This is a genomic window from Pedobacter kyungheensis (assembly GCF_000812965.1).
Lineage (GTDB): Bacteria > Bacteroidota > Bacteroidia > Sphingobacteriales > Sphingobacteriaceae > Pedobacter > Pedobacter kyungheensis.
This window is the reverse complement of record NZ_JSYN01000007.1, coordinates 112008-138768: the sequence shown is the minus strand read 5'-3', so window position 1 is coordinate 138768 and position 26761 is coordinate 112008. Positions and strand designations below refer to the sequence as shown.

At 40.9% G+C, this 26761-nt stretch carries 19 protein-coding genes and 1 tRNA gene; 16 read left to right on the top strand and 4 right to left on the bottom strand.

Annotation, left to right across the window (positions count from 1 at the left end; genetic code table 11):
* Positions 1 to 595 precede the first annotated feature (595 nt).
* The 7 genes from OC25_RS08515 to OC25_RS08480 all read left to right on the top strand — a co-directional run bounded on the left by OC25_RS08515 (position 596) and on the right by OC25_RS08480 (position 9090).
* Positions 596 to 874: a helix-turn-helix domain-containing protein gene (locus OC25_RS08515; protein WP_039474300.1), complete on the top strand. Its 279-nt coding sequence runs from the start codon at positions 596 to 598 to the stop codon at positions 872 to 874.
* 369 nt (positions 875 to 1243) lie between these two features.
* Positions 1244 to 1882, top strand: a complete 639-nt coding sequence (locus tag OC25_RS26830) for a DUF6266 family protein (protein WP_052266065.1) — start codon at positions 1244 to 1246, stop codon at positions 1880 to 1882.
* Between the two features lie 153 nt (positions 1883 to 2035).
* Positions 2036 to 2539 carry a very short patch repair endonuclease gene (locus OC25_RS08500; RefSeq protein ID WP_039474293.1) on the top strand — a complete coding sequence of 168 codons (504 nt, stop codon included), beginning with the start codon at positions 2036 to 2038 and terminating at the stop codon, positions 2537 to 2539.
* 335 nt (positions 2540 to 2874) lie between these two features.
* Positions 2875 to 4530 (top strand): hypothetical protein, encoded by a 1656-nt coding sequence (locus tag OC25_RS08495; RefSeq protein WP_039474289.1) that lies wholly within the window; start codon positions 2875 to 2877, stop codon positions 4528 to 4530.
* Positions 4531 to 4614: 84 nt separating this feature from the next.
* Positions 4615 to 5832, top strand: coding sequence for a DNA cytosine methyltransferase (locus tag OC25_RS08490; protein ID WP_039474284.1), 1218 nt, complete (start codon positions 4615 to 4617; stop codon positions 5830 to 5832).
* Positions 5832 to 8153, top strand: a complete 2322-nt coding sequence (locus tag OC25_RS08485; RefSeq protein ID WP_039474282.1) for a sensor histidine kinase — start codon at positions 5832 to 5834, stop codon at positions 8151 to 8153. Before OC25_RS08490 ends, OC25_RS08485 begins: the two co-directional genes overlap by 1 nt.
* A 1-nt stretch (position 8154) precedes the next feature.
* Complete coding sequence (locus OC25_RS08480) at positions 8155 to 9090, top strand: response regulator transcription factor (RefSeq protein ID WP_052266064.1); 936 nt, start codon at positions 8155 to 8157, stop codon at positions 9088 to 9090.
* 57 nt (positions 9091 to 9147) lie between these two features.
* Here OC25_RS08480 and OC25_RS08475 read toward each other — a convergent pair whose 3' ends face one another.
* Positions 9148 to 9510, bottom strand: a complete 363-nt coding sequence (locus tag OC25_RS08475; RefSeq protein ID WP_039474279.1) for a nuclear transport factor 2 family protein — start codon at positions 9508 to 9510, stop codon at positions 9148 to 9150.
* Between the two features lie 482 nt (positions 9511 to 9992).
* On the opposite strand from OC25_RS08475, the gene OC25_RS08470 reads away from it, so the two are divergent.
* From OC25_RS08470 to OC25_RS08445, 6 genes are all read left to right on the top strand, one after another.
* On the top strand, positions 9993 to 10550 hold the full coding sequence (locus OC25_RS08470) for an RNA polymerase sigma factor (RefSeq protein WP_039474276.1): 558 nt from the start codon (positions 9993 to 9995) through the stop codon (positions 10548 to 10550).
* 73 nt (positions 10551 to 10623) lie between these two features.
* Positions 10624 to 11631: a FecR family protein gene (locus OC25_RS26825; RefSeq protein WP_052266063.1), complete on the top strand. Its 1008-nt coding sequence runs from the start codon at positions 10624 to 10626 to the stop codon at positions 11629 to 11631.
* A 241-nt stretch (positions 11632 to 11872) separates the two neighbouring features.
* On the top strand, positions 11873 to 15103 hold the full coding sequence (locus tag OC25_RS08460; protein WP_052266062.1) for a SusC/RagA family TonB-linked outer membrane protein: 3231 nt from the start codon (positions 11873 to 11875) through the stop codon (positions 15101 to 15103).
* 59 nt (positions 15104 to 15162) lie between these two features.
* Positions 15163 to 16953 (top strand): RagB/SusD family nutrient uptake outer membrane protein, encoded by a 1791-nt coding sequence (locus tag OC25_RS08455; protein ID WP_039474340.1) that lies wholly within the window; start codon positions 15163 to 15165, stop codon positions 16951 to 16953.
* An 84-nt stretch (positions 16954 to 17037) separates the two neighbouring features.
* Positions 17038 to 19107 carry a sulfatase-like hydrolase/transferase gene (locus OC25_RS08450; protein ID WP_052266061.1) on the top strand — a complete coding sequence of 690 codons (2070 nt, stop codon included), beginning with the start codon at positions 17038 to 17040 and terminating at the stop codon, positions 19105 to 19107.
* Positions 19108 to 19371: 264 nt separating this feature from the next.
* Positions 19372 to 20217, top strand: a complete 846-nt coding sequence (locus OC25_RS08445) for a sugar phosphate isomerase/epimerase family protein (protein ID WP_039474273.1) — start codon at positions 19372 to 19374, stop codon at positions 20215 to 20217.
* A gap of 74 nt (positions 20218 to 20291) precedes the next feature.
* Here OC25_RS08445 and OC25_RS08440 read toward each other — a convergent pair whose 3' ends face one another.
* Together OC25_RS08440 and OC25_RS08435 are read right to left on the bottom strand one after the other, a co-directional pair.
* On the bottom strand, positions 20292 to 21587 hold the full coding sequence (locus OC25_RS08440; RefSeq protein ID WP_039474267.1) for a hypothetical protein: 1296 nt from the start codon (positions 21585 to 21587) through the stop codon (positions 20292 to 20294).
* Positions 21588 to 22078: 491 nt separating this feature from the next.
* Positions 22079 to 22150: transfer RNA gene (locus OC25_RS08435), tRNA-Arg, on the bottom strand.
* 312 nt (positions 22151 to 22462) lie between these two features.
* On the opposite strand from OC25_RS08435, the gene OC25_RS08430 reads away from it, so the two are divergent.
* Positions 22463 to 23185 carry an SDR family oxidoreductase gene (locus OC25_RS08430; RefSeq protein ID WP_039474263.1) on the top strand — a complete coding sequence of 241 codons (723 nt, stop codon included), beginning with the start codon at positions 22463 to 22465 and terminating at the stop codon, positions 23183 to 23185.
* Positions 23186 to 23266: 81 nt separating this feature from the next.
* Here OC25_RS08430 and metG read toward each other — a convergent pair whose 3' ends face one another.
* Positions 23267 to 25375 (bottom strand): methionine--tRNA ligase, encoded by a 2109-nt coding sequence (gene metG / locus OC25_RS08425; protein ID WP_156131432.1) that lies wholly within the window; start codon positions 25373 to 25375, stop codon positions 23267 to 23269.
* A 40-nt stretch (positions 25376 to 25415) separates the two neighbouring features.
* On the opposite strand from metG, the gene OC25_RS08420 reads away from it, so the two are divergent.
* Complete coding sequence (locus OC25_RS08420) at positions 25416 to 26315, top strand: S66 peptidase family protein (protein ID WP_039474260.1); 900 nt, start codon at positions 25416 to 25418, stop codon at positions 26313 to 26315.
* 1 nt (position 26316) lies between these two features.
* The gene (locus OC25_RS08415; protein ID WP_039474257.1) at positions 26317 to 26724 is read left to right on the top strand and encodes a DoxX family protein; all 408 of its coding nucleotides are present in this window, start codon (positions 26317 to 26319) and stop codon (positions 26722 to 26724) included.
* Positions 26725 to 26761: the final 37 nt, after the last annotated feature.

Genomic DNA, 26761 nt, shown 5'->3' with positions numbered 1-26761 from the left:
TTTTGTTACTTTTGGATCAAGCCAAAAGTAAGAGCGGTTCGGCGGCTGACCTGTACCGATTTTATATCGGTAGCCGAGGCAAGCCAGTGCGAACGGAAAAGAACTATGAAAGTCCTTCGACAGGCTCAGGATGACAACATTAAATATGATTCTCTATACCCTGCAATCAATCCAATGGCTATCAGACCAGCATGACCAAGCGATGCATAAAACCTCATAATATTCTCCTCCCCCCATCGTTATACACCATATCAACCGTCGTAATTTTACGACTGAAGACACTTAAATAAAATACATTCAGATGAAAAAATCAGCTACTGCTATTCTTTCATCCCTATTTTTAACTTATTGGCTTAAAACAACCCTTCAAGGCATGATTTTGCCCTGTTGCAGGCCGCGGCATATCCACTCCATCCGCTTTAACATTGGCCTCATTAGCCTGAGCCGGGGTTACCCATAAGCTAAGCGTTAGCCTAATCTTACCGCAAAAAACATAAGGAACATACATCAGGTAATTAAAACATTTTCCGAATCTGAATTGCGCCCGTACTCCACTTATTCGTAAGCTGTTTTCTTGCCGTTTAAACTGGAAATCATGAAAAACAATGAAATTATCATCACACTCTTATACAACATTTACCTGAGCCTGAACAAAGAGCAACTGGCTTTAACGGCTATAGACCTGGCCCATTTACAGGGCGAGCAGCTTACGCGACAGCAGGTAAAAGACTACCTCAAAATTAGCGAGAGCACCTACAAACGCAAGGTAAAAGACGGCACGTTAAAGCCCATTAAACTACCGGGTGGCGACCGCTTTTACCTGAAAGATATCCTTGGCGAATACCTGGAGAGCAAGCGAAAAGGCCGTATTTAATTACCCTGTCTTTACCTGTTCTTTACCCTTTCGTGGTACCTGGTTAACCCCATCGTTACCCTTTGGTTACCTGTTGGTTACCCTGGCGTTACCTTTTCTTTACCTAAAAAGTAGCGCCAGGGCCTTTTTTGCCTCAGCCACCAGGCTGTCGGGACAGAAGTTGGGTCGACGCAGGTTAGGCCAAATGCGCATTAAACACCCTTTTTTAAAGCTCATTTGAGTTCAAAACACCTGTAATATGGCCCAAAATAGTCCATTTCAGCTCAAAATTGGGCAATAGCGAGTCGCTGTTTTTAAGTTTGATCATGGATGTAAACGAAAAATAAACATCCCCGAATTAACATATTTACTAACCTAAAAAAACAGATTATGGCAACTTATTCAAATGGCGCCAATGGCGCATTCTCAGGTAAATTGGGCAGTATTATTGGCAGCAGCTGGCGTGGCGTAGACTACTTAAGGGGGCTGCCCAAAAAAAGCACCAAACCCAGTTCTGACCTCCAGCTGGCGCAGCGCAGCAAATTTGCAATGGCCGCAGCTTACCTGAGCCCCATTAAGGATATCTTAAACATTGGCTTTAAAGATAAACAGCTCAACAAAGCCACCGGCTACAATGCGGCAGTAAAAATCTTTTTAAACCAGGCCATTACCGGCGAATACCCCGATCTGACCATCGATTTTGCGCAAATGGTGCTGAGCAAAGGTTCGCTCTCGGTATTTCACGACCTGAATGCCGCTTTACAGGGTACTGATTTGCAACTGAGCTGGCAAAGCATTACCAACCGTTACAACGCTTTTGCCGATGATGTATTGATGGTGGTAATCTTTAACGATACCAAAAAAATGTACCTAATGTACGAAGATGCCCAACGTGTCGCACTTAGCTATACGGCAGTAATCGGTGCCAATTTTACCGGCGATGTGCTTTATGCCTGGGCTTTTGCGGTTAAACGCGAAAACAATATCGTAGCCAACAGCCAGTACCTGGGCAGCTTTACCATGCCTTAGGTAAATAAATAGAATTGAGCCCTGGCCGGTTGATGGGTGACTGGTTGGGGCTTTTTTGAAAAACAACAAAATAATTCAAATGAATTTAAATTTAGAAACATAAGAGTTAAATTATGTTTTTGAACTAATTCATCGCTATTTTGTTATGATAATATGCCTTGTAAAAAATATCCAGAAGAGCAAGATGCGATAAATGTACCACGTTTTGAAGAAAGCGCAGGGTTTTACACAACAAGCGAACGGAGTAAGCTGATGTCTAAAATCAAAAGCAAAAATACAAAGGCAGAGATCATTTTGAGAAAAGCATTGTGGGCAAATGGAATTCGGTTTCGCATCCATGTTAAAAATATGCCCGGTAAACCAGATATTGTAATTAATAAATATCGCTTAGCCATTTTTGTAGATGGCAACTTTTGGCATGGGTTCGAATGGCATAAAAAGAAAACTACTCTTAAAAGCAATGCCCAATTTTGGATTCCAAAAATAGAGCGGAATATGCAACGCGACCGTAAGAACCAAAAACAATTAGAAGATGTTGGTTATACAGTTATACGATTTTGGGATCATGACATTATGAAAGCATTAACAAAATGTGTGAATCAAGTATTATTATATATTGAAGCAGCTAAAGACCGGGTAATACCAGAATTGTTATAAATAAAATCCTATCTGTTAATTTTAAAATACGTCAAATTTACGGTTTCCCATAAATTGAATGTTTTACTCTTGACTACTTTTGTTAAAACAATTGAAGTTATTATCCTCAAAGTTAAACCGTTTCATTGAAATTCATTTATAGAGAATACCTATATTGTATAAATAATAATATAACGACTAATTTAAACGAACCGATTTGCAAATAATCAAGTCAGCACTTGAAATTTATAAAAGAAATATTGAAGACTATCAGCACTATCCTTCCTATGAGTTTAAACAATTAAAAATTCAGGAATTGGAAAAAGTAATAGCCAAAATAAAAGTTCATATTTAATATGCACAATAATAACCTTTTGGAACTAACCAACCTGTTAGCGGAAAAAAGACAGTTGCTAACCGATGTTAAGCAAGAAAGAGCAAATCTTTCCATTATCGCTGCAATTAAAATAATAGACTATGCTTGCATATTAGGAAATGTAAATGGGGTCCTAAACAAACAGGAACACAAATACTGGTATGAAATCTTTAAGACACTATCTCAGGGATTTTATGATCTTGCAATCGCTACTTACAAACAAATTGACAATTCAGTGCTTCTTCCTAGAACGCTTCCTCCTCAACTGATAAATGATACGATGCAAAAGCTCAAAGATTATAGCGAGTTATCGTTTATTAAACGATTTGTTGATGTCGCCTATCATGAACATGCCAAGTGCAGTTTAGTAAACGAAACGTACATAATCGAATTTCCACCTTACACCTCAACAACAGAAATTATTGAGACGAGTTCTCAGGCGTGGCTAAAAAAGTATTTACTAAAGGAAAATAATTTTGACGTAGGATATAGTTTAGCGGATTCAATATTACCCACATTAGATTTGTTAGATAATGATTTATTCTATAGTCAAAGGGTATTAGATATCTACTCAAATATTGCACAGCCATTTTCAACTACAAGCTTAGGCTTTGATTATTACAGTGCAGAAGCAAAGTTTGGTAATGTGAGTTTTGATCTGTACCGCCGTGTGATTAACGAATTGGTTGCTTTTTCAAAATTACAACAGGATCTCTTTCTATTTAACCTTAAGTTGAGAAGAATTAAACCAGATGAATTAACATATTTATCTCCCATAATAACGAAACAATCATTAATTAAGTTTTTACACACCCGTATAGCTGGCGAGGTCAATGAGATAGAGGAAATTTTAGACACTATAATATTCGACCGGAGAAAAATAGATAAAAATATATTTCCAGCAGGATACGCATCGCCGATTTTGACTAAAATTGATCCATATAAAATTATTCTTTGCATGACGGCCTGCCTTACTAATCCTTTCATGTATTTACATCGGTGTTTAAAAACTTCTTTTCCTAATGACTATGTACGCGCAGCGGCAGACCGTGAAACTAGGTTTAAGTTTGACATTTATAGTTGTTTTGATGCGCCAATTGTGAAAGTGCAAACTAATTTTAGAATTAGAGATAGTAAAAAAAACGACCAAACTGATATTGATGCAACATTATATCACAAAGAAGAGCAAATATTAATTTTGGTTCAGCTGAAATGGATGGAAGATTGGGCAACCGATATGAGGCTGCGCAGAAATATGAAAACTGAATTTGAAAATAAAATAAATAAATGGCTAAGTGTAGTTGATAATTATTTAGCAAACGAAAATATCCAACTTTTAAATCAGCGTTTAAAACTAAAAGGAATCAACAAATCAACTCAGGTTTATAAATTAGTTATTGGTAAGCATTTTACCCATTTCGACGGCCTAAAACGCGAAACGACAACCTTCTATTTAAATTGGGCTACATTGTTTAAACTTCTTACAGATAACCCCAAAAGCAAATCCTCGTTACAGCATTTCATTAATGAAATGAAGAAGATCAATATCTATGATGAAGCTCAGTCTTTAACGGATACACTTACAGATACGGACTTTGAAATAGGCTCTTTAAAAGTGAAACTCGTGATGAAGTAAATAATACTATTTTCTTTATCACGTTATTAAATTGTATAATTTATAAGATTTTAGTACCTTGCCTTGTTTATATTGCTCTCATACATGTCGAATAAAAAAAACACTTATATTGATCTCTTTGCAGGTTGTGGTGGCCTTTCTTTAGGCTTGCATAATTCAGGCTGGAAAGGACTTTTCGCAGTAGAAAAGAGCCCAGATGCTTTTAGTACGTTAAAACACAACTTAATTACCCATAAACAACATTTTGATTGGCCTGAATGGTTCCCCCAAGAGAATCATGATATCAACAATGTGCTGAATAGTTACAAAGAAAACTTAGAAAACCTAAAAGGCACAGTTGATTTAGTGGCTGGTGGCCCCCCATGTCAGGGTTTCTCTATGGCTGGCCGTCGAGATGAAAGCGATAGCCGTAACCAATTGGTTCGGTCCTATATTAAATTCATTAAAGCCGTTATGCCCAAATTAATTTTCTTTGAAAATGTGAAGGGGTTTACGCAAGAGTTTAATACAAATAAAGATAAAGGTAAAAAATATGTTTCTTACGTAGAAACCGCATTAAGAAATTTAGGGTATAACATAAAAGGTCAATTGGTAAACTTTGGTAACTATGGCATACCACAAAAAAGAACACGTTTTATTCTTGTTGGCGTACGTAATGATATTACAAAAAATAAACGTGGTGCTGCTTTAGAATTTTTTAATTTACTTGAAGCAAATAAATTTTCTTTTTTAAGCAATAAAGGCATTACGGTTGAAACAACGCTAAATGATGCGATTTCAGATATCATGATGGAAAACGGAGTAATTCCATCACCTGATACCCATAATTTTAAAGCAGGTGTTTATAATAAATGTAGTACTCCATTCCAAAAATTGATGCGTTCAGGTTCTTACTCCATCATTCCAGATAGCCATCGTTTTGTTAATCACCGTAAAGACATTATTGAGCGATTTAAGGTATACTTGGAGATTGGCGTGAGGAATAAAGACTTACCAAAAGAGATTAGAGAAAAGTATGAGATTAAAAAACATACGATAATACCTTTAGACGGGAATGATAAAGCACCAACAATAACAACTTTACCAGATGATTATATTCACTACCATGAGCCACGGATATTGACTGTTAGGGAATATGCGAGGATTCAATCCTTTCCAGACTGGTATGCTTTTCAAGGAAAGTACACAACGGGGGGTAAGTTAAGAACCCAAGAAGTCCCAAGATATTCTCAAATTGGCAACGCAATACCTCCATTATTTGCCGAACAAGCAGGGGTAGTCCTAGAACACTTATTATCCTAATGGAAAAAACAGAGCTAAAATTTAAAATAAGTGCTGCTTTAAAAAACATCATCGGAAGAGATTTAATTAATGATGATTTCATTGCCGTATTTGAGCTTGTAAAAAACTCATACGATGCTCATGCTCGAAATGTTGATGTGATATTTGAAAAATCTAATAATAAGTTTTCTAAAATTATCATAAAAGACGATGGAAAGGGAATGAACTACAATGACTTATTAAATAAGTGGTTGTTTGTAGCATACTCGGCTAAATCAGAAGGTACTGAGGAGGATAGTTATAATTATCGAGATAAGATAAAAGTCAAAAGATCTTATGCTGGAGCTAAGGGTATTGGTAGGTTTTCATGTGATAGACTTGGAGGAAGTTTGTATTTGGAAACAATAAAAGAGGAGGTAAATGCTAAAGTTGAGGTTTTAGTTACTGATTGGGAAAAATTCGAAGAAGATTTAAGTGACGAGTTTGTAAACATCAGTGTGATTCATGAAACTATTGAAAAAAGTAGTTATGAAAAGCAAAATGGTACAGTTCTCGAAATTACGAATCTAAGAAGTGAATGGGATAGGGATAAGCTCCTTAAGCTTAAAAGTGCCATTGCAAAACTTGTAAATCCTAATACAAGAAGTTCAGAAGATTCATTCAAGGTGAATCTTTGGGTCGAATCTGAGAAAGCTGAAGATGAAAAAGTAAAAGAAATTGGTGAAAAGAAAAATATCCCTGAAGAAGCAATCTACAAAGACATAGTTAACGGCACTATTGAGAATTTCATATTTGAAGCGCTAAACCTGAAGACTACTAAGATTACATCTCAGGTATCTGGGATAAACCGAAATATTATTACAACCACTTTACTTGAAGGCGGTAAGCTTATATACAAGATAAAAGAAGAAAATTCTTTTAAGAAGCTACAAAATATTGATCTTACAATTTACTACTTAAATCAATCTGCGAAGATTACTTTCGCGAGAAGGATGGGGATACCACTTGTTGATTACGGACATGTTTTTGTATATAAAAACGGCTTGAGGATATATCCATATGGGGAAAGAGGTGAAGACCCATTAAAAATGGACAACCGTAAAGCTCAAGGAAGTCGACGTTTTCTTGGAACTCGTGAAGTAGTTGGGTACATTGATATATACGGTGACAACCCAGACTTGAAAGAGACTTCAAGTCGTGGTGACGGCCTAATAAAAACTGAAACATATAATGAGTTATATGAGTGGTTTTATACAATATTGAGGCGATTAGAAAAATATATCGTTGAAGTATCCGATTGGGGTAACGATTTGTCTGATGATGACTATGTAAACTTAGACGAGGATCAAAAAGTCACGGCATTAGAAAATCTAGTTTCGAGACTTTCTAAAGCTAGAAATGTTATCTCAATAGATTACGGAGATGATTTATTCAAGATATTGGAACAAAAACAGGAAGGGTCCGCAAGAAGTGTATTATCAGAAATAAAGAAAAAAGTCAATGAAGAGAATTTTGACAGGCAAGAAATTTTAAAAGGAATTGAAAATGCCGAAAGGAAAATTACCAACTTAGAAAGAATCAAAGATGAATCCGAAGATGCTGCTTTAGATGAGTTTATAAAAAATGAAGAATTATCAAATGAATTAGAATCTCAAATAAAGAAAGGATCTTGGCAAGGAGCTTTATTAGGTACAGATAGAGAACGGATAATTGGGCTACAACATCAGGTTTTCCATTCCTCAAGTAGGATTAATCGAAATATAAAGCTTCTATTGAAACATTTAGACCCAAATCTTATAGACGCAACTGTACAAAAGCACCTATCAGTTATTTCACTTGAATCTTCAAAGATTAACTCAATTGCAAATTTTGTGACTAAGGCTAATTTTAACCTAAAAGCAACCGAAATTAAAAGAGATTTAGTCGAATTTATCGCTGGTTATATTAATGAGATTTATTTGGTAGATGATAAAGTTATCGATTCACCATTAAAAATTGATATCATTTCCAAAGGTGAAATCCAGTATGAAAAGGAGATTCGGCCTCTAGAAATCACGACTTTAGTAGATAACTTTATTTCGAATTCAGAAAAAGCCGGAGCGAAAAGAATTGTATTTATGTTCCAGAAAAAAGAAAGTTCTTTAATAATAGAAATATCTGACGACGGCAAGAAAGGAATCGAAAAAGAAAATTTGCAAAGAATTTTTGATCTTGGATTTACGACAACAAATGGTACAGGTGTAGGCCTCTATCAAACAAAAGATATTGTTAGTAGAATGGGAGGAAATATTACGGTAGATTCACAAAAAAATATTGGAACAACATTTAAAATAACGCTCTAAAATGAAATTAGATTATAAAATTCTATGGTTAGATGACAAAATGGATGTCATTAATGAAGGTCAATATGACGTTGAAATAAAGAATCATTTACTGGAAAATGGCTTCAATCCAATAATTGACACGGTGAATAACGAAGCTGATTTTTTTCGTTACCTAGATGACTCTTATGATCTAATTTTAACTGATTATCACTTAAATGAAACCGATAAAAAAACTAGAGATGGAGATTTGATAATTAAAGAAATTCGAGAGGAAAACTCAATTTTTACAGAGATCATGTTTTATTCGGCACAGGGAGAAGTTGTCGATACTGTAAAATTAGATCGTATAACTTTTGTTGATACTCGAAAAAGCACTATCAGGAATCATAATGAAGCTGTAGTAGATAGGGCTATTAAGTTAATTGATTTAACAATTCGTAAATTCCAAAACATTGTCGCGATGAGAGGTATGATAATGAATGAAACTAGCAGTTTAGATTTACAAATGCTAGAAATTATAAAATTATCACTAAGTATAAGCGAAATAAATTTTGATGAATTAGCAAGCGAAATTTACACAGAATTAATCCAATTATATGAGATGAAATCTTCTTTTGTAAATACCTGTAGGGAAAAAAATAAATTTAATGCTTTAACAAAAGACAACTTTGTTTTTAGTGCAGAGTATAAAATACAAACGTTAGCTCAAATTTTAAAAGCTGTCGGATTAGAAGACTATTCTGAAAAGTATAAGGAAGAAATTAACTCGATGCGAAATAAATTTGCACATGCTGTTCTCATGAAAGATGATAATGGTCGCGAATATTTTAAACACGGTGAAACTGGTTTGACTTTCAATGAGGAGTTATGTAAGACTATACGAGAAAACATCATACAACATAAAAAAAATCTCAATAACACTTACAATAAGTTAAGTTCTATGCTAGTGAGTTAAGGAAACACCCTCAATGTTTCCTTAACACGCCTAAAAACCTCCTTTGGCAAACTTTCTCTACCCCATCCTATAAAAGAACTCATCGGCTACAATTTTACCTTCTTTTACTTCGTAAACGGCAATTTCGCTCATTTTAATGCGGCCATGTTCTTTATAGGTGGCATCGATATCCATCACGATTGAAAAATGATTGTCGGCAACCAGGGGTTCTGAGCAGGTGGCACTGTGAATTTCCTGCACGCTTTCTTCCCAGCGCAGGGTTTTGTCTTTTACGGCGGCTTTACCCTCGGTAAGTTCCATGGGCGAGCCTTTGGGTTCGCGGCTTACCACGTTATCGGCATACAGTTCATCAATAGCCTGATCGTTTTTGCCTTCGCGGCATAGCTTTACCAATTGGTTAGCAACTTCTTGTGTAGTCATAGTTTTATATTTTAAGTCGACTATAATTTAGACAATCAGTATCAACAAATTGTTTAGTGCAGGTGATGATTGCGTTAGGCTAAAATGCCCGATTAAAAAGCCTTTGTAATAAATAAGATATAAGTTGTACCTTTAATTCATCTGCTACCTTGTTGAATCAATAATCAATGACCAATCAACAATAATCAATGACCAAGCGATCAAGAACCAAAGATCAAACACCAATTAGCAAAGAAACAATGATCAATTTGCAGTTAACCAATTTAAACAATTAACCGATTAACCAGTTTTCAGTTACCAGTTTTCAGTTGGATTCGGCCATTAACTAATTGACAGTTTCCAGTTATCAGTTTGCAGTTAACCAATTTAAACAATTAACCGATTAACCAGTTTTCAGTTACCAGTTTTCAGTTGGATTCGGCTATTAAACATGAACGAATAAACTAATGACCAGTGAACAATTGAACCAATGAACTAAACCAGTGACCCCAATAAGCCTGATTGCAGACATACAACGTGGAGATGAATACGCCTTTGAGCAAGCTTACCAGAAATGGCGCAGCAAGGGCTATTACTATTTTCTGCGGCGTACAGCTTCTGAAGAAGATGCCAAAGATTTACTGCAAACTACCTTTTTAAAACTCTGGCAGTACCGCCACACTTTAAACGCGGCTTATTCGCTCGATCAGCAATTGTTTCACATTGCCCGTACAGTGCTAATCGATTACATTAGAAAAGCCAATAAACAAAAAGCCAGTCAGGTGAGTATTGAAAGCGTTGGCGAGGCACCTGGTGAGCCCAATTACCAGTCGATGGAGTTTGATACGAAACACCGCATGCAGCAAATCCTGAACCAGATGCCCCAGCTGCGCAAAAAGGTATTTGAACTGCATAAACTCGAAGGATACAGTTACAAAGAAGTGGCCGCCCAACTGGGCATTACCGAAAAAGCCGTAGATAACCATTTAGCCAAGGCCCTTAAAAAGCTCCGCAGCGACTTCCCTTTACCGCTTTTCCTGATCATTTTGATGCTGCGTTAATTTATTTTAAAAAAATATCGACCATACGGAGGACTTTCTCCTTTTGCCACGTATTACCCTATAACAAATTGATATGATGCCCGTAACAGCAGCACTGATAGCGCAATTTTTCCGGAAAGAATGCAGCCCTGCAGAAGCGCAGGCCGTTGCCGATTACTTAAATGCCAACCCGGCCATACTGGATGGCTATTTAAGCGAAAGCGAGTGGAACAGGGAAATTGAGCAGGACGATAAAACAGCAGCATTTTGGGAAGAGATTTGGCAGGTGATTAAACCACGTAGCTTAAAACCGCAGCGCAGTTATGCCTTTTTAAAGTACGGCGTTGCTGCAGCCATTATAGCAGGCCTGGTGATTTTTGCCACGGTATATTTTACCCGCCACAACGCGGTTACAGCACCGCAGCAACAAGTGGCCGGTACATTTAAGCACAGGGTAATACAAAACACCTCAGGCGTAGCTAAGGCGCTTAGGCTGGCAGATGGCTCGACCGTAACCTTAGCCCCTGCGGCTAAACTGGAATACGATGAACCTTTTCAGCACAACAGGCGTGATATTTTACTGGAAGGGGCTGCAGTATTTAAAGTGGCGAAAGATAAAACGAAGCCCTTTACCGTATACAGCGGCGGACTGGCTACCACAGCGCTGGGCACAAAGTTTAGCGTAACCTCGTTACCGAATGCCAACAAAATAATTGTGGCCCTTTATGAAGGAAAGGTAGTGGTAAAACAGCTTGGCAAGGCTTTAAAAAGCCAACGCGACTATTATTTGTACCCGGGCGATGTGCTGACCTACAACAAACTCACAGCTGCTTTTAATTTAAGCCGCAAACCGGTTAAAGCAGCTCAACAGCAGAGCAAGATGCTGGTATTTGATAAGGTAAGCCTGGCCGATGTTTTTGGCCAGCTGGCCAACACTTACCAGGTGCATATTCAGTATGCCAATGCCGATTTTGAAAAAGTGTATTACATCGGCAGTTTTGACCAGACGGATTCGATCCAACACATCCTCGAAAATATTACGAAGGTGAACGGGTTAAAGCTGGTGAAGCAGAACGAAAACGAATATATTATTACCCGGTGATCAACAAAGGGTAGGATGGCCCCTACATCAGGCTTCCTACCCGTTTTTAAGCACCATAACCAAATAAAACAAGCATATGAGTACAATTTTACACGCAGTAACTGCCTGTTGCCTGACAGGCTAAAACAACCCAAACGCTTTTAATCAGGCACGAAGAGTTAAGCTCCCCAATGCCACCCATAAACACGCAGTAAGCCTGTGCAGGAACTGCTATGCCCTAAAAAACCAAATAAACCAACATATGAAAATAAACTACTCCAGAATTAAACATCCGCTCATTGCTTTGGCTGTTTTGCTGCTCCACCTGCTGATGGCCTCTCCGCTCAGGGCGCAAAATGCCACTGCTGTAAAAGGACTGGTTACCGATGAAAAAAACCTGCCACTGCCGGGCGTATCGGTTTCGGCCAAAAACCTGAATGGGGGCGCTTTGCTGAATACCCAGACCGACCCGGACGGTATTTTTCAGTTTAAAGCTTTACCTGCCGGTTCATATAGTTTCATTGTACGCTCGGTAGGATACGAAACCCAAACCGTTAGCGGCTATAACCTCAAAGCCGGCGAACTGATTACCATTACCGTAAAGCTGAAAGAAGAGAACAGCAGCCTGCAGGATGTGGTGGTAGTGGGTTTCGGCACACAGAAAAAAGTAAATTTAACAGGGGCCGTAGCTACCGTTAAAATGGACGAGATTTTGGGTGAGCGCCCGGTAACCAGCACCTCGCAGGTTTTGCAGGGTGCATCGCCCGGTTTACAGGTAACCACCAACAGCGGAGCGCCGGGTACCCGCAGCAGTTTAAACATCAGGGGTTTTACTTCCATTAACGGCGGCTCACCCCTGGTACTGGTAGATAATGTGGCCATGGATATGGACGACATTAACCCCAAAGATATTGCCTCGGTAACGGTATTGAAAGATGCTTCGGCTTCGGCCATTTACGGTGCGCGTGCCGCATTCGGCGTAATTTTAATTACCACCAAACAAGGTGCCCGTAACCAGCCCATTAAATTCGATTACTCAGGTAACCTGGCCAGCACCAGTCCAAGCACTTTACCGCAAAAAACAACCGTAAAGGAGTTTGTACAGGCCCTTACCGATTTTGGTACCACCTCTTACTGGGCAGGCCAAAATGTAAACACCTGGATGGGGCTGCTGCAACAGTACGAGCAAAATCCCGGTCAGTTTCCCGAATCGGGCATTGCCACGCAGGGCGGTATTCAATATCCTTTGGCGCAAACCAACCTTTACAATTCCTTTATGCCGGGTGGCTTTGAGCAACTGCACAACCTCTCTTTTAGCGGAGGTTCTGAGAAATCGAATTTCAGGGTATCAACCGGTTACACCAACCAGGACGGGATTGTGGCCACCAAATCGGATGCTTATACGCGCTATAACCTGAATGCCTACTTGAATACCAACCTGACTTCGAAACTGATTGCGAGCATTAACATATTGTATTACAACGCAGTTAGAAACACCCCAAGAGATTACGGCAGCTTGTTTTACAACGCCATTACCTATGGTCCTTATGCGCCAACCGATTATGGTATTGCGCCCAATGGCTCATCGCTCCCTTACAATACACCCAACAACATTTTAGAAAAGGAACCTTTTAACATTACTAAAGACAATAATTTAAGGTTGTTTGGAAAGTTACAGTACAACTTTACCAAGGGTTTGAAACTGAATACAGAGTATACTTTTAACCAGATTAACACCAACCGCACCATCCAGACTACGGTAAACCAATACATTAACCCGCTAAACTTTACCGTATCGCCCATTAGCATAAACTCCAGCTATAACCGCTATAACAATGGGGTAAACTATAATGCCGTAAACGTTTATGCCAATTACAGCACCGTATTAGGGCAAAAACATAACCTCGATGCCGTACTGGGTACCAATCAGGAGAAAAATACCGAAAACAACTTTGAAGTAAACAGGCTAGGGGTAATCAGCCAGAGCTCGCCATCCATTGCGGGCAGTACCGGCAACATTACCAGTACCGATGCTTTTGCCTCCTATGCAGTTTCGGGTTACTTTGGTCGCTTAAATTACAATTATGATGGTCGTTATCTCTTCGAAGCTACCGGCCGTTATGATGGTTCTTCGCGCTTTCCTTCGGGCAGCCGCTTTGGCTTTTTCCCTTCTTTTTCTGCCGGCTGGAACCTAATGGGCGAATCGTTTATGAGAAACATCAAATCAACCGTTACCGCCTTGAAACTGAGGGCCTCTTACGGAGAGATTGGTAACCAGGTGGTGCTAAAAAGCAATGGCGATCAGAATTATTACCCATACATCCCGGCTTCTTCACCTGCCAACTCTACCTGGATTGATCCGGTAACCGGGGTATTGCGCGTTACCGTTCCGCCACCGGCGCTGGTAAGTGCCAGCTTTACCTGGGAGCGCGTAAAAACTTCTAACATCGGGCTTGATTTTGGCTTCTTCAACAACCGTTTAACGGGTTCGGTTGATGCCTATATCCGCAAAACACTGGGCATGCTTGCCCCAAGCAACGAACTCTCGGCCATATTGGGTGCTGCAGCTCCTTTACAGAACGTAGCCGATTTAAAGGTAAAAGGCTGGGAACTGAACCTGGGCTGGAACGATAAGTTAAATGATTTCAGGTATTCGGTTAATTTTAACCTTTCTAACAACCAGGCTTACATTACCAATTACAACAACCCAAGCGGCCTGCTTAATTTTAACGGCGATGGCACCATTTCCAACTATTTTGTAGGACAGAAAATTGGCGACATCTGGGGTTACGTTACCCAGGGCTATTTCGGTACAGGCGATTTTGCTGCCGGAACGCTGAACGCCAACCTGCAAAACGGTACCTTATTACCAGGGATCGCCCCTTACCGTGGCGTGAACCAAAATCCCGGCGACATCAGGTTTGTGGATTTAAATAACGATGGTACCATTTTTACCGGCAACAATACCCTGGCCAACTCCGGCGACCGTACCATTATCGGTAACAACAACCGCCGTTTCCAGTTTGGTTTTAATGGTAGCGCATCCTACAAAAATTTCGACTTTTCTTTCTTCATTAACGGAGTAGGGAAACGCGACATCTGGATCAGCAACCAGGTTTATTTCCCTTATCTGGATCAGTTTAGCGGTATTTATGCCCATCAGCTCGATTACTGGACACCAACCAACACCAATGCCTTTTACCCGCGTTCGTACTCCAATGCATCGGGCAATACGGGCACCAGCCGCATGGTACAAACCAAATACCTGTCTAACGGGGCTTATCTGCGTTTAAAAAATGTATCGCTGGGTTATAGCTTGCCGGCCAAATGGCTGAAAGAAAAGATGAAGGCCAGAATCTTCTTCTCAGGCGAAAACCTGCTTACTTTCGATCACCTGCCCGAAGGGTTGGATGCTGAAGCAGCGAATCTGGGTAGCGGTGGTATTTACCCTTTTATTAAGAAATACAGTTTTGGCGCCAACATCAGTTTTTAACCCGAGCCTTTACCCCAATGAAAAAGAATAAACAAGGGATCAACCTTAAAGCAAATTTTATGAAAACCCCTATCATATCCATCACCAATTTAAAGCGCATGGTATTATGTGGCATTTTAGCTGCAACCCTGGGCTGTAACAAACTGGACCTTAAACCCGAGGGCCAGCTTACGCTCGAGAATACCCTTTCTGATTATAATGGCTTTTTAACCTACTCCTGGCAGTTCTACAATGCTTTTAACGGCTATACCAACGATATGCTCGAAGATGAGCTGAACAGTGATATGTTTGCCCGTGCCAACCCCAACGGACAGTCGCAATGGATCTGGCAACAGGTTACCATTCCCTCATCGGCTGATTCGTATTCCAGGCCTTATGCCAATATCAGAACCATTAACCTGATGCTGGATTATATCGATCAATCGGCATTGAGTCCGGCAGATAAAGACCACTGGCGTTGCATTGGCTATTTTTTCAGGGCCTATAATTACATGAACCTGCTGAACCTTTACGGCGATGTGCCTTATATCGAACATGCACTAAACGATAAATCGGAAGAGCTGAGTATGGCCCGTACCCCACGTGATGTAGTAGCCGCCAACATTTTAAAAGATTTACAATATGCCGAAGCCAATTTAAAAAACGGCGATGGCGATAATACCATTAACGTACACGCCGTAAGGGCTCTGCTTTCGCGCTTTGGCTTAAGAGAGGGTACCTGGCGCAAATACCGCGGTTTAAGCAACGTCAATACCTATTTACAGGCCAGTGTAGATGCCTCAACCAAGCTGATGGTAACTTACCCCACACTGAACGCCAACTACGACCTCGATTTTAACAGCGTATCGTTGGCCGGAGTGCCGGGAATAATCCTGTACAAAGCTTATGTGGCCAACCAGATTACGCACGGCCAGTCTACCCAAACCCGTAACTCATCGGGGCGTTACGACTTGACCAAGGCAGCTGCAGATATGTTTTTAATGAAAGATGGGCAAACCCGCTTTACCAGTCCGCTATTTCAGGGAGATAAATCGCCCTTTACCGAATTTAGAAACCGTGACAGGCGTTTGTATTATAGCGTGCCGCCACCCTTTAACGTTAATACCAACCCACCGAGCCTTACTTTTACCTATACCACCAATCCGGTTGATACTTCGTATTTTGGTTTAATGCAGGCCATTTCGGATGGTACGCACAAAACCTTGCCTACCCGCAACTGGAATGGCTTTGTGGTGAGGCAGGAACCGCATTATGTAGATTTCCCTAATGGGCAGCCTTATTCGGTTACCTATACCGGCTACCGTTTTTACAAATACTATAACCAGCAGGTACAGGATGCCCAGGGGCAGGACATTAGCGATTGTCCGTTGTTTAGAATGGGCGAAATTCTGGCCAACCATGCCGAGGCCACTTACGAACTGGGCACCTTTAACCAGGCCGTAGCCGATGCCACCATTAATAAACTGAGGGCAAGAGGAGCAGTAGCAGCCTTAAATTTAAGCGCCATAGTAGCCGATCCGACCCGCGATCCGGGCGTAGACCCTGTTTTATGGGAAATCAGGCGCGAAAGGGCAGTAGAATTGGTGGGCGAGGGCTTCAGGTTTGACGATTTGCGCAGGTGGAAAAAAATGGAATATGCCATGAAAGAGAAACTTGGCCGTTACATCACTAAAGGAACAGATGTACCTGCGAACAGCATTATACCGATTCAAAACGGTGCCACTGCCGGTTATATCTCTTATTTAGGCGTACCTCCGGGCACTTTTCCCGATTATTATTACCTTTACCCCATACCATCTAACCAGATTGTGCTTAACCCTAAAATTATACAGAACCCGGGCTGGAAATAACAGCCTTAAACCATTATACACAGCAGGGGCTAAGCACCCCTGTTGTACAACATTAAACCAGTTATATAATCCCGATCCTCCGCTATGAAAAGCAGCAAAAGAAACATCATCAGGTACACGCTCGTCCTCTTATGGTCGGCGCTGGCCCTATCAACCGCTAATGCCCAGCAAAAACCAAACATCATTTACGTTTTGGTTGATGATTTGGGCTATGGCGATCTGGGCGTACTTTTCCAGAACCAAAAGGCTAAAAACCTGCCTGCATTGGTTACGCCCAACCTGGATGCCATGGCCAAAGCAGGCGCCATACTTGCCCAGCAATATGCCAATGCTCCGGTATGTGCACCATCGCGGGCTTCGCTGCTTACAGGTGTAAACCAGGGAAATGCCCACGTTAGGGATAACCAGTTTGATAAAGCCCTCGAAAACAACCATACCATGGCCACTGTACTCAAAGATGCTGGTTATGCTACTGTAGCCATTGGAAAATGGGGTTTGCAGGGGACAGATGAGAAGGAACGCCCCAACTGGCCTGCGCATCCCTTAAAAAGAGGTTTCGACCAGTATTATGGCTATATGCGCCATGCCGACGGGCACGAACACTACCCTGTTGAAGGCGTTTACCGCGGTAAAAAAGAGGTATGGAACAATTACAATGAGGTATCGGCCGATTTGCAGAAATGTTACACCACCGACCTCTGGACGGCAAAAGCCAAAGATTTCATCATCGGTTTTGAAAAGCAGCACCAGGCCAAACAACCTTTCTTTATGTACCTGGCTTACGACGCGCCTCATGCCGTATTGGAATTACCTACACAAGCTTACCCACAAGGCGGCGGACTGAAAGGCGGTTTGCAATGGCTGAACGAAAAAGGTAAAATGATTAATTCGGCCACAGGTACTGTAGATAGTTACGTGCACCCGGATTATGCAAATGCCAGCTACGATGACGACCGCGATCCAAATACACCAGCAAAGCCATGGCCAGATACCTATAAACGCTACGCAACTGCTGTACGCCGCTTAGATGATGCCATTGGCGATATCCGTGCCTTATTAACTGACCTGAAAATTGCCGACAATACCATTATTGTGTTTACTTCTGATAATGGCCCGTCGATAGAATCGTACCTGCCTAAGCAGTACGTACCCAACCACCCTACTTTTTTTGAAAGTTATGGCCCATTTGATGGTATAAAACGCGATTGCTGGGAAGGCGGTTTACGTATGCCTTCGGTAATTGCCTGGCCAAAACGCATTGCGGCGGGCAAGGTGGTTAATACCCCTTCCATGCTATCTGATTGGTTACCTACCTTTGCAGATGCGGCTAGCGTACCTGTTCCGGCGCGGGTTACGGGTGTATCGTTGGTACCTGCTTTAATGCAGACAGGTAAACAGGCCGAAAGCAAGGTTTATGTAGAATATTTCGAATCGGGCAGTACCCCGGCATTTACGCAGTTTGAGGCCAGCCATGCCAACCGGAAACGCAACCAGATGCAAATGCTCAGGATAGGCGACATGGTAGGTGTACGCTACAACATCAAAACGGCTACCGATGATTTTGAAATCTACAATGTGGTAAAAGACCCGAAAGAGACCAATAATCTGGCTAAAAATGGGGGCTTAAGTGAATTACAGCAACAGTTCCGCAACATGGCGCTGCAAGCGCACATGATGGATCAGCAAGCCAAACGCCCTTATGATAGTATTGCTATTCCGGGTGTAGCAAAGCCTGTAAGCGCGAAAAAAGGTTTAAAATGGTCATTTTTCCCGGGTACTTTCCATTATGTAACCGTTGCCAATCAATCTAAACCTGTAGTCAGTGGGCTAGCTCAAAGCTTGAGCACTACGACCACGCCTAACAAAGGCATGCTGAACTATCAGGGTATGTTAAAAATCGAAAAGAAAGGTACCTATACCTTTAAGCTGAGTATAGGCAGCAAAGCCTTTGTAAAACTGCACCAGATTAACCTGCTCGATGCCGATTTTGGTTATACCAGCGGTCAGGTAATTGAAAAAACGGTGATGCTGGATGCAGGTTATCATCCACTCAGCATTTATGCCCTGAAAAGCGCCAATAATAACCTAAAAATAGATTTTAAAGGCGAAGATGGCGTGTGGCATAGCCTGAGCGGAGAGAATTGCGTGTATTAGACCAAAGAAACACTGATTTATATAATCAAATCGCCTGTATGCTTAGCAAGTATATGGGCGATTTGTTTTGTGACCTTTTTGAACCGGTCATGGTTTTGAGATGGAAAATGTATAATGGAAAATGGAAAGTAAAATCTCTACCAATGAACTATTGAACCACTGAACGAATGAACCCAATAAAATAATAAACTTTGTAATATTTAGCACGATGAACTTTGAACTGCAGCAATTTAAATATTAAATTAGACCAACCATAAAATGAACATGACTACAAGAAGATTTTTTTTACAAAAAGGAATATTAGGTATAACTGCAGCAACGCTGGTTAATATCCCGGCTGTTTTCGCTGAGCCTGTTGAAACAAATGCCGCTGGCGAGGATACCTTTAAATTAGCCATTGCAGGCTATAGCTTTCTTAATTTTAACCTTGATGAATCACTTAAAATGATGAAAAAGGTTGATGTACATTACCTCTGTATTAAAGACTTTCATCTGCCTTATAAAAGTACAGCAGCAGAAATTGAGGCTTTTCATGCTAAACTTAAAGCCAATAACGTAGTAGGCTATGCTGTAGGCCCCATATACACCAAAAATAAAGGAGAGATCGACAATGCATTCGATTATGCCAAACGGGTAGGGGTTGATTTGCTGATCGGAATTCCGGCACATGCCGACCTGGAATATGTAGCCCAAAAGACAAAAGAATATAATATCCGCTATGCCATTCATAACCATGGTCCGCAGGATAAACTATACCCAAATGCAGAAAGTATCTACAACCTGATTAAAAACCTCGATCCACGGGTAGGAATCTGCTTTGATATGGGACATAACAAAAGAGACGGACGTGATTCGGTGGCAGATCTACAGAAATTCTCGAAACGGATTTTTGACATGCACTTAAAGAATGTAACTTCTGCTACAAACGAAGGTACCACTTGCGAACTCGGCCGCGGCGTAATTAATATCCCTGCCTACGTAAAAATGCTGAGAAAGGTTAATTATAAAGGCTGTTGTAGTTTGGAATACGAAAAAGACATGAAAGATCCCTTAGCCGGAATAGCTGAATCTGTAGGTTATTTTAAAGGGGTAAGCGATGCTACCCGCTAGAGCGGTTTTAAGTGATGATAATTTCAGGATTGATATGCGCTTTTTTATTTAGAGCGCATATCGATCATCTTTCCTTATTTGTACAATAGGGAGAAAGGCAGCCCTACACTTATTCCAAATGTTTTCTTCGGACTGTGGTCTACCTCATTTTTATAGTTGTTTACATTGTTTAACCTATACTGCAGTTCAATATTGATCGGCGTAGATTTTCCCTGTATGGCTAAGGGCAGACCAAAACGCCAGTTTTGTGGACTATAGTCTCCCCAGTTTTTTTCATAGCGGATACTGATCCCCGGCTTTATGAGCGTGTTTGTAAACGGGGTGATATAAACCAGTTGAAAATTGAAGTTAGTGGTCATAAACTCTGAGTAGATACCTACGAATGCGGGATTAGTTTCGATCAGGGCAAGATTAGTCTGGGCCGTCCCCGGAACCTGGCTGTACAGCCCGTAATCTACATTTGTCATCAGATCTGCATTGGCCGAGTTGTTCTGGAATCGCTTTATCCATGGCGAGAGATAAAAACTGCCAAGCCTCGAATTCTGAAAGAGGTGGGTATATTGAAGATTGATTTCCCAAAGGCGAAACCTGGTTGCCTCAAAAGCCGTAAGGTAATTGGGTGATATGTATTTACTCGCTTCTGTAACAGGCGTAAAACCCCAGGCAGATATCCACCCTGTTTGCATCCAGGTATAGGATTTATTCTTTTCAATGTAATCCGCTTCGGCAATACCTACGGCATCATAGGCATCCCTTTGTTTTTTTCGGAGTTCCCTTGCGCTGAGGTCCTCTGTTACCGGCAAGGTAACATTGCCCGTTAATGTTGTCACGGGTTTGTTCTGTTTATCATCTTCTGCTTTATAGGCGCTCGCTATTTCTTCATATTTTGTTTTTCTCAGGATATCCAGATTGGTCTTTTTTCCATCCAGAAAGTTCATCGTTCCAAAAGGTAGCAGGTAGGTCAACTTGAGCCCTGCCCTAATCGTTCCCTGCCACTTGTCGTTTTTATATAGGGTCGAAAAACTGTTCTTAGCATCTGCTTCTACAACAGGGTTAATCAGGAGCATTAGACTATTATCATCATATTTAACCGGGATGTTAAAACCCAGGTTGAGCTTTTCATTCTCGGTTGATACCGAGGCATAGAACTTGGCAAGAGAAAGATCAGATACTCCGGTAAGATAACTAAGTGTCTTTCTCTGCAGGAATACATTCAGGCCGGTAGGGGTAATGAGCATGTCGGATTTTTTCTCCGTTGTGATCAGTTCTGTTTCCAGGCCCGAAAGGATGGATTTGTTGGTGATCTGTCCTGAAGCTGATATGCCACTTGCTAAGAGCAAGATCAATGCGTAATGTAATTTTCTTTTCATTTAATTTAGATGATGTTTGTTTAAGCGGTGGTTGGTGGGGCTTTAGTGCTTATTCCCTTATGTTGTAAAACTACTTAGCCGCCTGTTGGAGTACAATACCTAATACTGAGTATATCTCTAGTCCTGTTATTTCCGGAAAATATTCTCTTCGTTCAGGCTCCTGAAGTATTTTACTGCCACTATTTATCACGCGCTCAAATCCAGTCAATACATCCTTGTGGATATTTTCTCGGGTGAGAAATTGCTGGTCAGTACCAAACCGCTATGTATTTATATATCGTCAGGCACTCTTAATCAACATACTGTCCATCAATATGTTGAACCCTTACTAATGGGTGTCTTTAGGAAGTTTAGGAAACTGCTATTCCCTGCCCGACTAACGTCAGTCAGGCGGGTATCCGTTGAACTACAGGCCAATTATTTCAAATATCAGGCAATAACTACATCCTATAAAAATAAAAAAGCCCACCTTACGATGAGCTTTTCCTGAGTAGCCCCGAGCAGAATCGAACTGCTATCTAAAGTTTAGGAAACTTCTATTCTATCCGTTGAACTACGGGGCCAATTATTTCAAATATCATTTTTTTGAAGTTTAAAAAACTTCTATTCCCTGCCCGACTAACGTCAGTCAGGCGGGTATCCGTTGAACTACGGGGCCATTTTACTTTACTGCGGGCAAATATAACAAAAGTTTTGGCTCAAGTAAAGGCATTTTAACAAGCAATATGATAAATTATCAGCCCTCAAACTACCACAGCTATCAGCTTGTATAACCAGGCTGAGAAAGATATCATTACCTCACGAAAAAACTGTACTACTCACCATAATAAATCTTTTGAATAGCCTCATCTTTGTCTGATCAATTTATAAATAACATGAAATTAACAAATAATAAAATCCTGATTACAGGCGGCGCAACAGGTATTGGTTTTGGATTGGCCGAAAGATATATACAAGAAAACAATACGGTAATTATCTGTGGCCGGCGCGAATCTGCTTTACAAGAAGCAGCAACGAAATTACCTTCGGTAATTACCAAAACATGCGATCTATCGCATGAAGCAGGTAGAATTGAGTTGTACAATTGGATTGCAGAAAATCATAGCGATTTAAATGTATTGATAAACAATGCGGGTATTCAGAACTGGATGAACATCGGGGATGATGATTTTTACGAAAAAGCAAGTGATGAAATTACCACCAATGTTTTGGCGCCCCTTCATTTAACCAAACTGTTTACCCAACTGGAAGCGTTGGAGACCATTATCAATGTTACCTCTGGCTTGGCATTTGTTCCGCTTTCTGCCGTACCGGTTTATTGTGGAACGAAAGCTTTTATGCGTTCTTTTACCCTTTCCTTACGCCACAGTTTAAAGGATTCGAAAATAGAAGTGATTGAAATGATTCCGCCAGCTTTAAACACTGATTTGGGTGGTAAAGGCATTCATGATGCACATCCTGCAGTGAGCGATTTTGTGGAGTCGGTATTTGAACAGATGAAAGCAGGAAAAACCGAATTAACTTTTGGTACAAGCGGGGATCGGGCAAAAGCAAATAATGATACCATAAGCGAATACTTTAACCGCATGAATCCTTAATTCGACTTTGATATTTAAACAAAAAGCCATTTGATCTACTTTGGACCAAATGGCTTTTGTATTTTAACAGTAGATAGCAGATTATCTGATTACGCTACCTTCCTGAAACTTTTCGGCCGGTGCCACAAAAGTGAGTTTACCTTCGGCATTTTCGGCCATTAAGATCATGCCCTGCGATAAAATCCCTTTAATTTCTCGTGGTGCCAGGTTTACAATCATGCTCACTTGTTTGCCCACAATATCTTCGGGCTTATAATATTCGGCAATGCCCGAAACTACTGTACGCTCATCGATTCCGGTATTAACGGTTAGCTTTAACAGCTTTTTGGTCTTTTCTATCTTTTCGGCAGCAACAATAGTGGCTACACGGATATCTATTGCTGAGAAATCATCAAACTGGATATTTTCTTTCGCTGGTGTTGCCACCGCAGCACTTGCAGCATTGCTCACTTTGCTCTGATTTAATTTCTCGATCTGGAAATCGATAGCCGCATCTTCTATTTTTTCAAATAAAAGAATGGCCTCGCCAATTTCGTGACCTCGTTTCAGCAGGGTAACCGTTCCGGCATCTTCCCAGTCATGACCTCCGTTTTTAAGCATCTTCATCAGCTTCTCAGCAGTGAAAGGTAGGAATGGTTCGATTAAAATCTGGATATTGGCAGCAATCTGCAAAGCAATATTCAGAATCGTCCTTACCCGGTCTTCGTCGGTTTTAATCAGTTTCCATGGCTCTGTTTCGGCCAGGTATTTATTACCCAAACGGGCTACGTTCATTACTTCAGCCAGGGCTTCCCTAAAACGGTAATTTTCGATAGAAGCCGATATTTTAGCCGGATAACCTGCCAGTTCATCAATTACCGCCTGATCTACCGCTGTAATTTCCATACAGGTAGGTACCGAACCACCAAAATATTTGTGGGTTAGTACAACTACGCGGTTTACAAAGTTGCCCAATATGGCTACCAACTCGTTATTGTTTCTGGCCTGAAAATCTTTCCAGGTAAAATCGTTATCCTTGGTTTCGGGCGCAGTAGCGGTTAACACATAACGTAACACATCCTGCTGCCCTTCAAATTCCCTTAAATATTCGTTTAACCAAACGGCCCAGTTTTTAGAAGTCGAGATTTTTTGTCCTTCGAGGTTTAGAAACTCATTCGCTGGTACGTTATCGGCCAGGGTATATTCGCCATGCGCCATTAACATGGCAGGGAAAATAATACAGTGGAAAACGATATTGTCTTTACCGATGAAGTGTACGAGTTTGGTTTCGTCGCTTTTCCAGTACTCTTCCCAGCCGCATTTATCGGTTTCGTAGCTGCTGATGTAATATTCTTCTGCTTTGGGGTTCCAAACATCAAGTTTGGCGTAGTTACACAGCTCTTTAGTGGCCGAGATATAACCAATAGGTGCATCGAACCATACGTATAGTACTTTACCTTCGGCATCGCGCAAAGGTACGCGTACACCCCATTCTAAATCGCGGGTCATGGCTCTTGGCTGTAAACCTGCGTTTAACCAGCTCTGGCATTGTCCGTAAACATTCGGACGCCATTCTTTGTGGCTTTCGATATAAGCCCTTAAACGTTCTTCGTATTGATCTAAAGGTAAAAACCAGTTTTTGGTTTCCTTTAAAATAGGTTTATCGCCCGAAAGGGTCGATTTAGGATTAATTAAATCGGTGGCATTAAGTGTAGAACCGCAGTTTTCGCACTGATCGCCATAAGCATTTTCGTTACCACACTTAGGGCAGGTACCGGTAATGTAGCGGTCGGCCAGAAATTGCTTCGCGGTAGCATCGTAGTATTGTTCGGTAATTTCTTCGGTAAACACACCTTTTTTGTACAGGGTTTCGAAGAAATCGGCCGCAGTTTGGTGGTGCGTAAGTGATGAGGTACGGTGATAAATATCGAACGAAACGCCAAATTCTTTAAACGAATCGCCAATAATTTTATGATACTTATCTACCACTTCCTGAGGGGTAATACCTTCTCTTTTGGCTTTTAAAGTAATGGGTACGCCGTTTTCGTCAGATCCACAAATGAACTTTACATCGCGTTTATTCGACCGCAGGTAACGGGCATAAATATCGGCAGGAATGTAAACACCGGCAAGGTGCCCAATATGAACCGGTCCATTGGTATATGGAAGCGCTGCGGTTACGGTATATCTTTTTATTTTACTATTATCCAAAACAATTTTTATTAATTTGGCAAAGATAAGTGTTTTGAAGATGATTAAGCAGCCCCCGTATTTAAAAAAAGGAGATAAGATTGCGCTGGTTTGTCCGGCAAAGAAATTACCCAAACCAATTGACCACGCCATAGCGCTTTTAGAAAGCTGGGGACTGGAAGTTATTTTGGGCGATAGCGTTTATGCCAGTCACCACCAGTTTGCCGGAACCGACAAGCTAAGGACTAAAGATATTCAGCGTTTTTTAGATGATCCATCCATCAAAGCCATTATTGCCGGTCGTGGGGGGTACGGTACCATCCGGATTATTGATGAGCTTGATTTCAGCACCTTTGAGCAACACCCGAAATGGATAGTTGGTTTCAGCGATATTACCGTACTGCTTTCGCACCTGATTGCGCAAAACAACACGCAGTGTATCCATGCGCAAATGCCTTATACTTTCGACGAATCAACCGAAGCAGCACTGGTATCTTTACAAAAGTCGTTATTTGGCGAAAAACAGCAGTACGATTACGAGAGCAGTTTTAAAAACCGGTCGGGAGTAGCTACCGGCACTTTAATTGGTGGCAATTTAACTTTGCTGGCCATGATGCAGGGCTCGGTTTCGGAAATGGATTACAATGGTAAAATTCTTTTTCTGGAAGATGTAGGCGAACACGAATACAGCATTGACCGGATGCTGCGCATGTTAAAAAGGGCAGGGAAGCTGAAACACCTGAAAGGTCTGATTGTAGGTGCCTTTAACGAAATTTCGGAAGAAAAAATTTCGTTCGGCCAAACCGCCGATGAAGTGATCTGGGATATTGTAAAGGAATACGATTACCCCGTTTGCTTTAATTTCCCTACAGGACATATTAACAATAACCTCAGCATGGTTTTAGGGGCCGAGGTAACCTTAAAAGTAGAAACAAACAACGTTCAATTTACATATTTATAAGATGGCTATTTTAGATAATTTAGGGAAGTACAGAAACACAGGAATTTTACTTTTGCGCCTCGGTATTGGGGTGATGTTTATTATACACGGTTTTCCGAAACTGGCTGGTGGACCTGATGGCTGGACAGGCTTAGGCGGTAGCATGAAGGTAATCGGCATTAATTTCTTACCTATTTTCTGGGGCTTCATGGCCGCAGCTACCGAAACCTTTGGTGGATTTTTATTAATTGTAGGTCTGTTTTACCGTCCGGCGTGCATTTTACTGGTATTTACCATGATTATAGCCGCTTTGGTTCATTTTGGCAAAGGCGATGGTTTAGCAGGCGCCAGTCACGCTATCGAAATGGGTATTGTATTTTTCAGTCTGATTTTTATCGGCCCGGGGAAATACAGTGTGGATAAGAAGTAGGGCGCTGAATTTATTGACAATAAAAAAGGGATCGAAA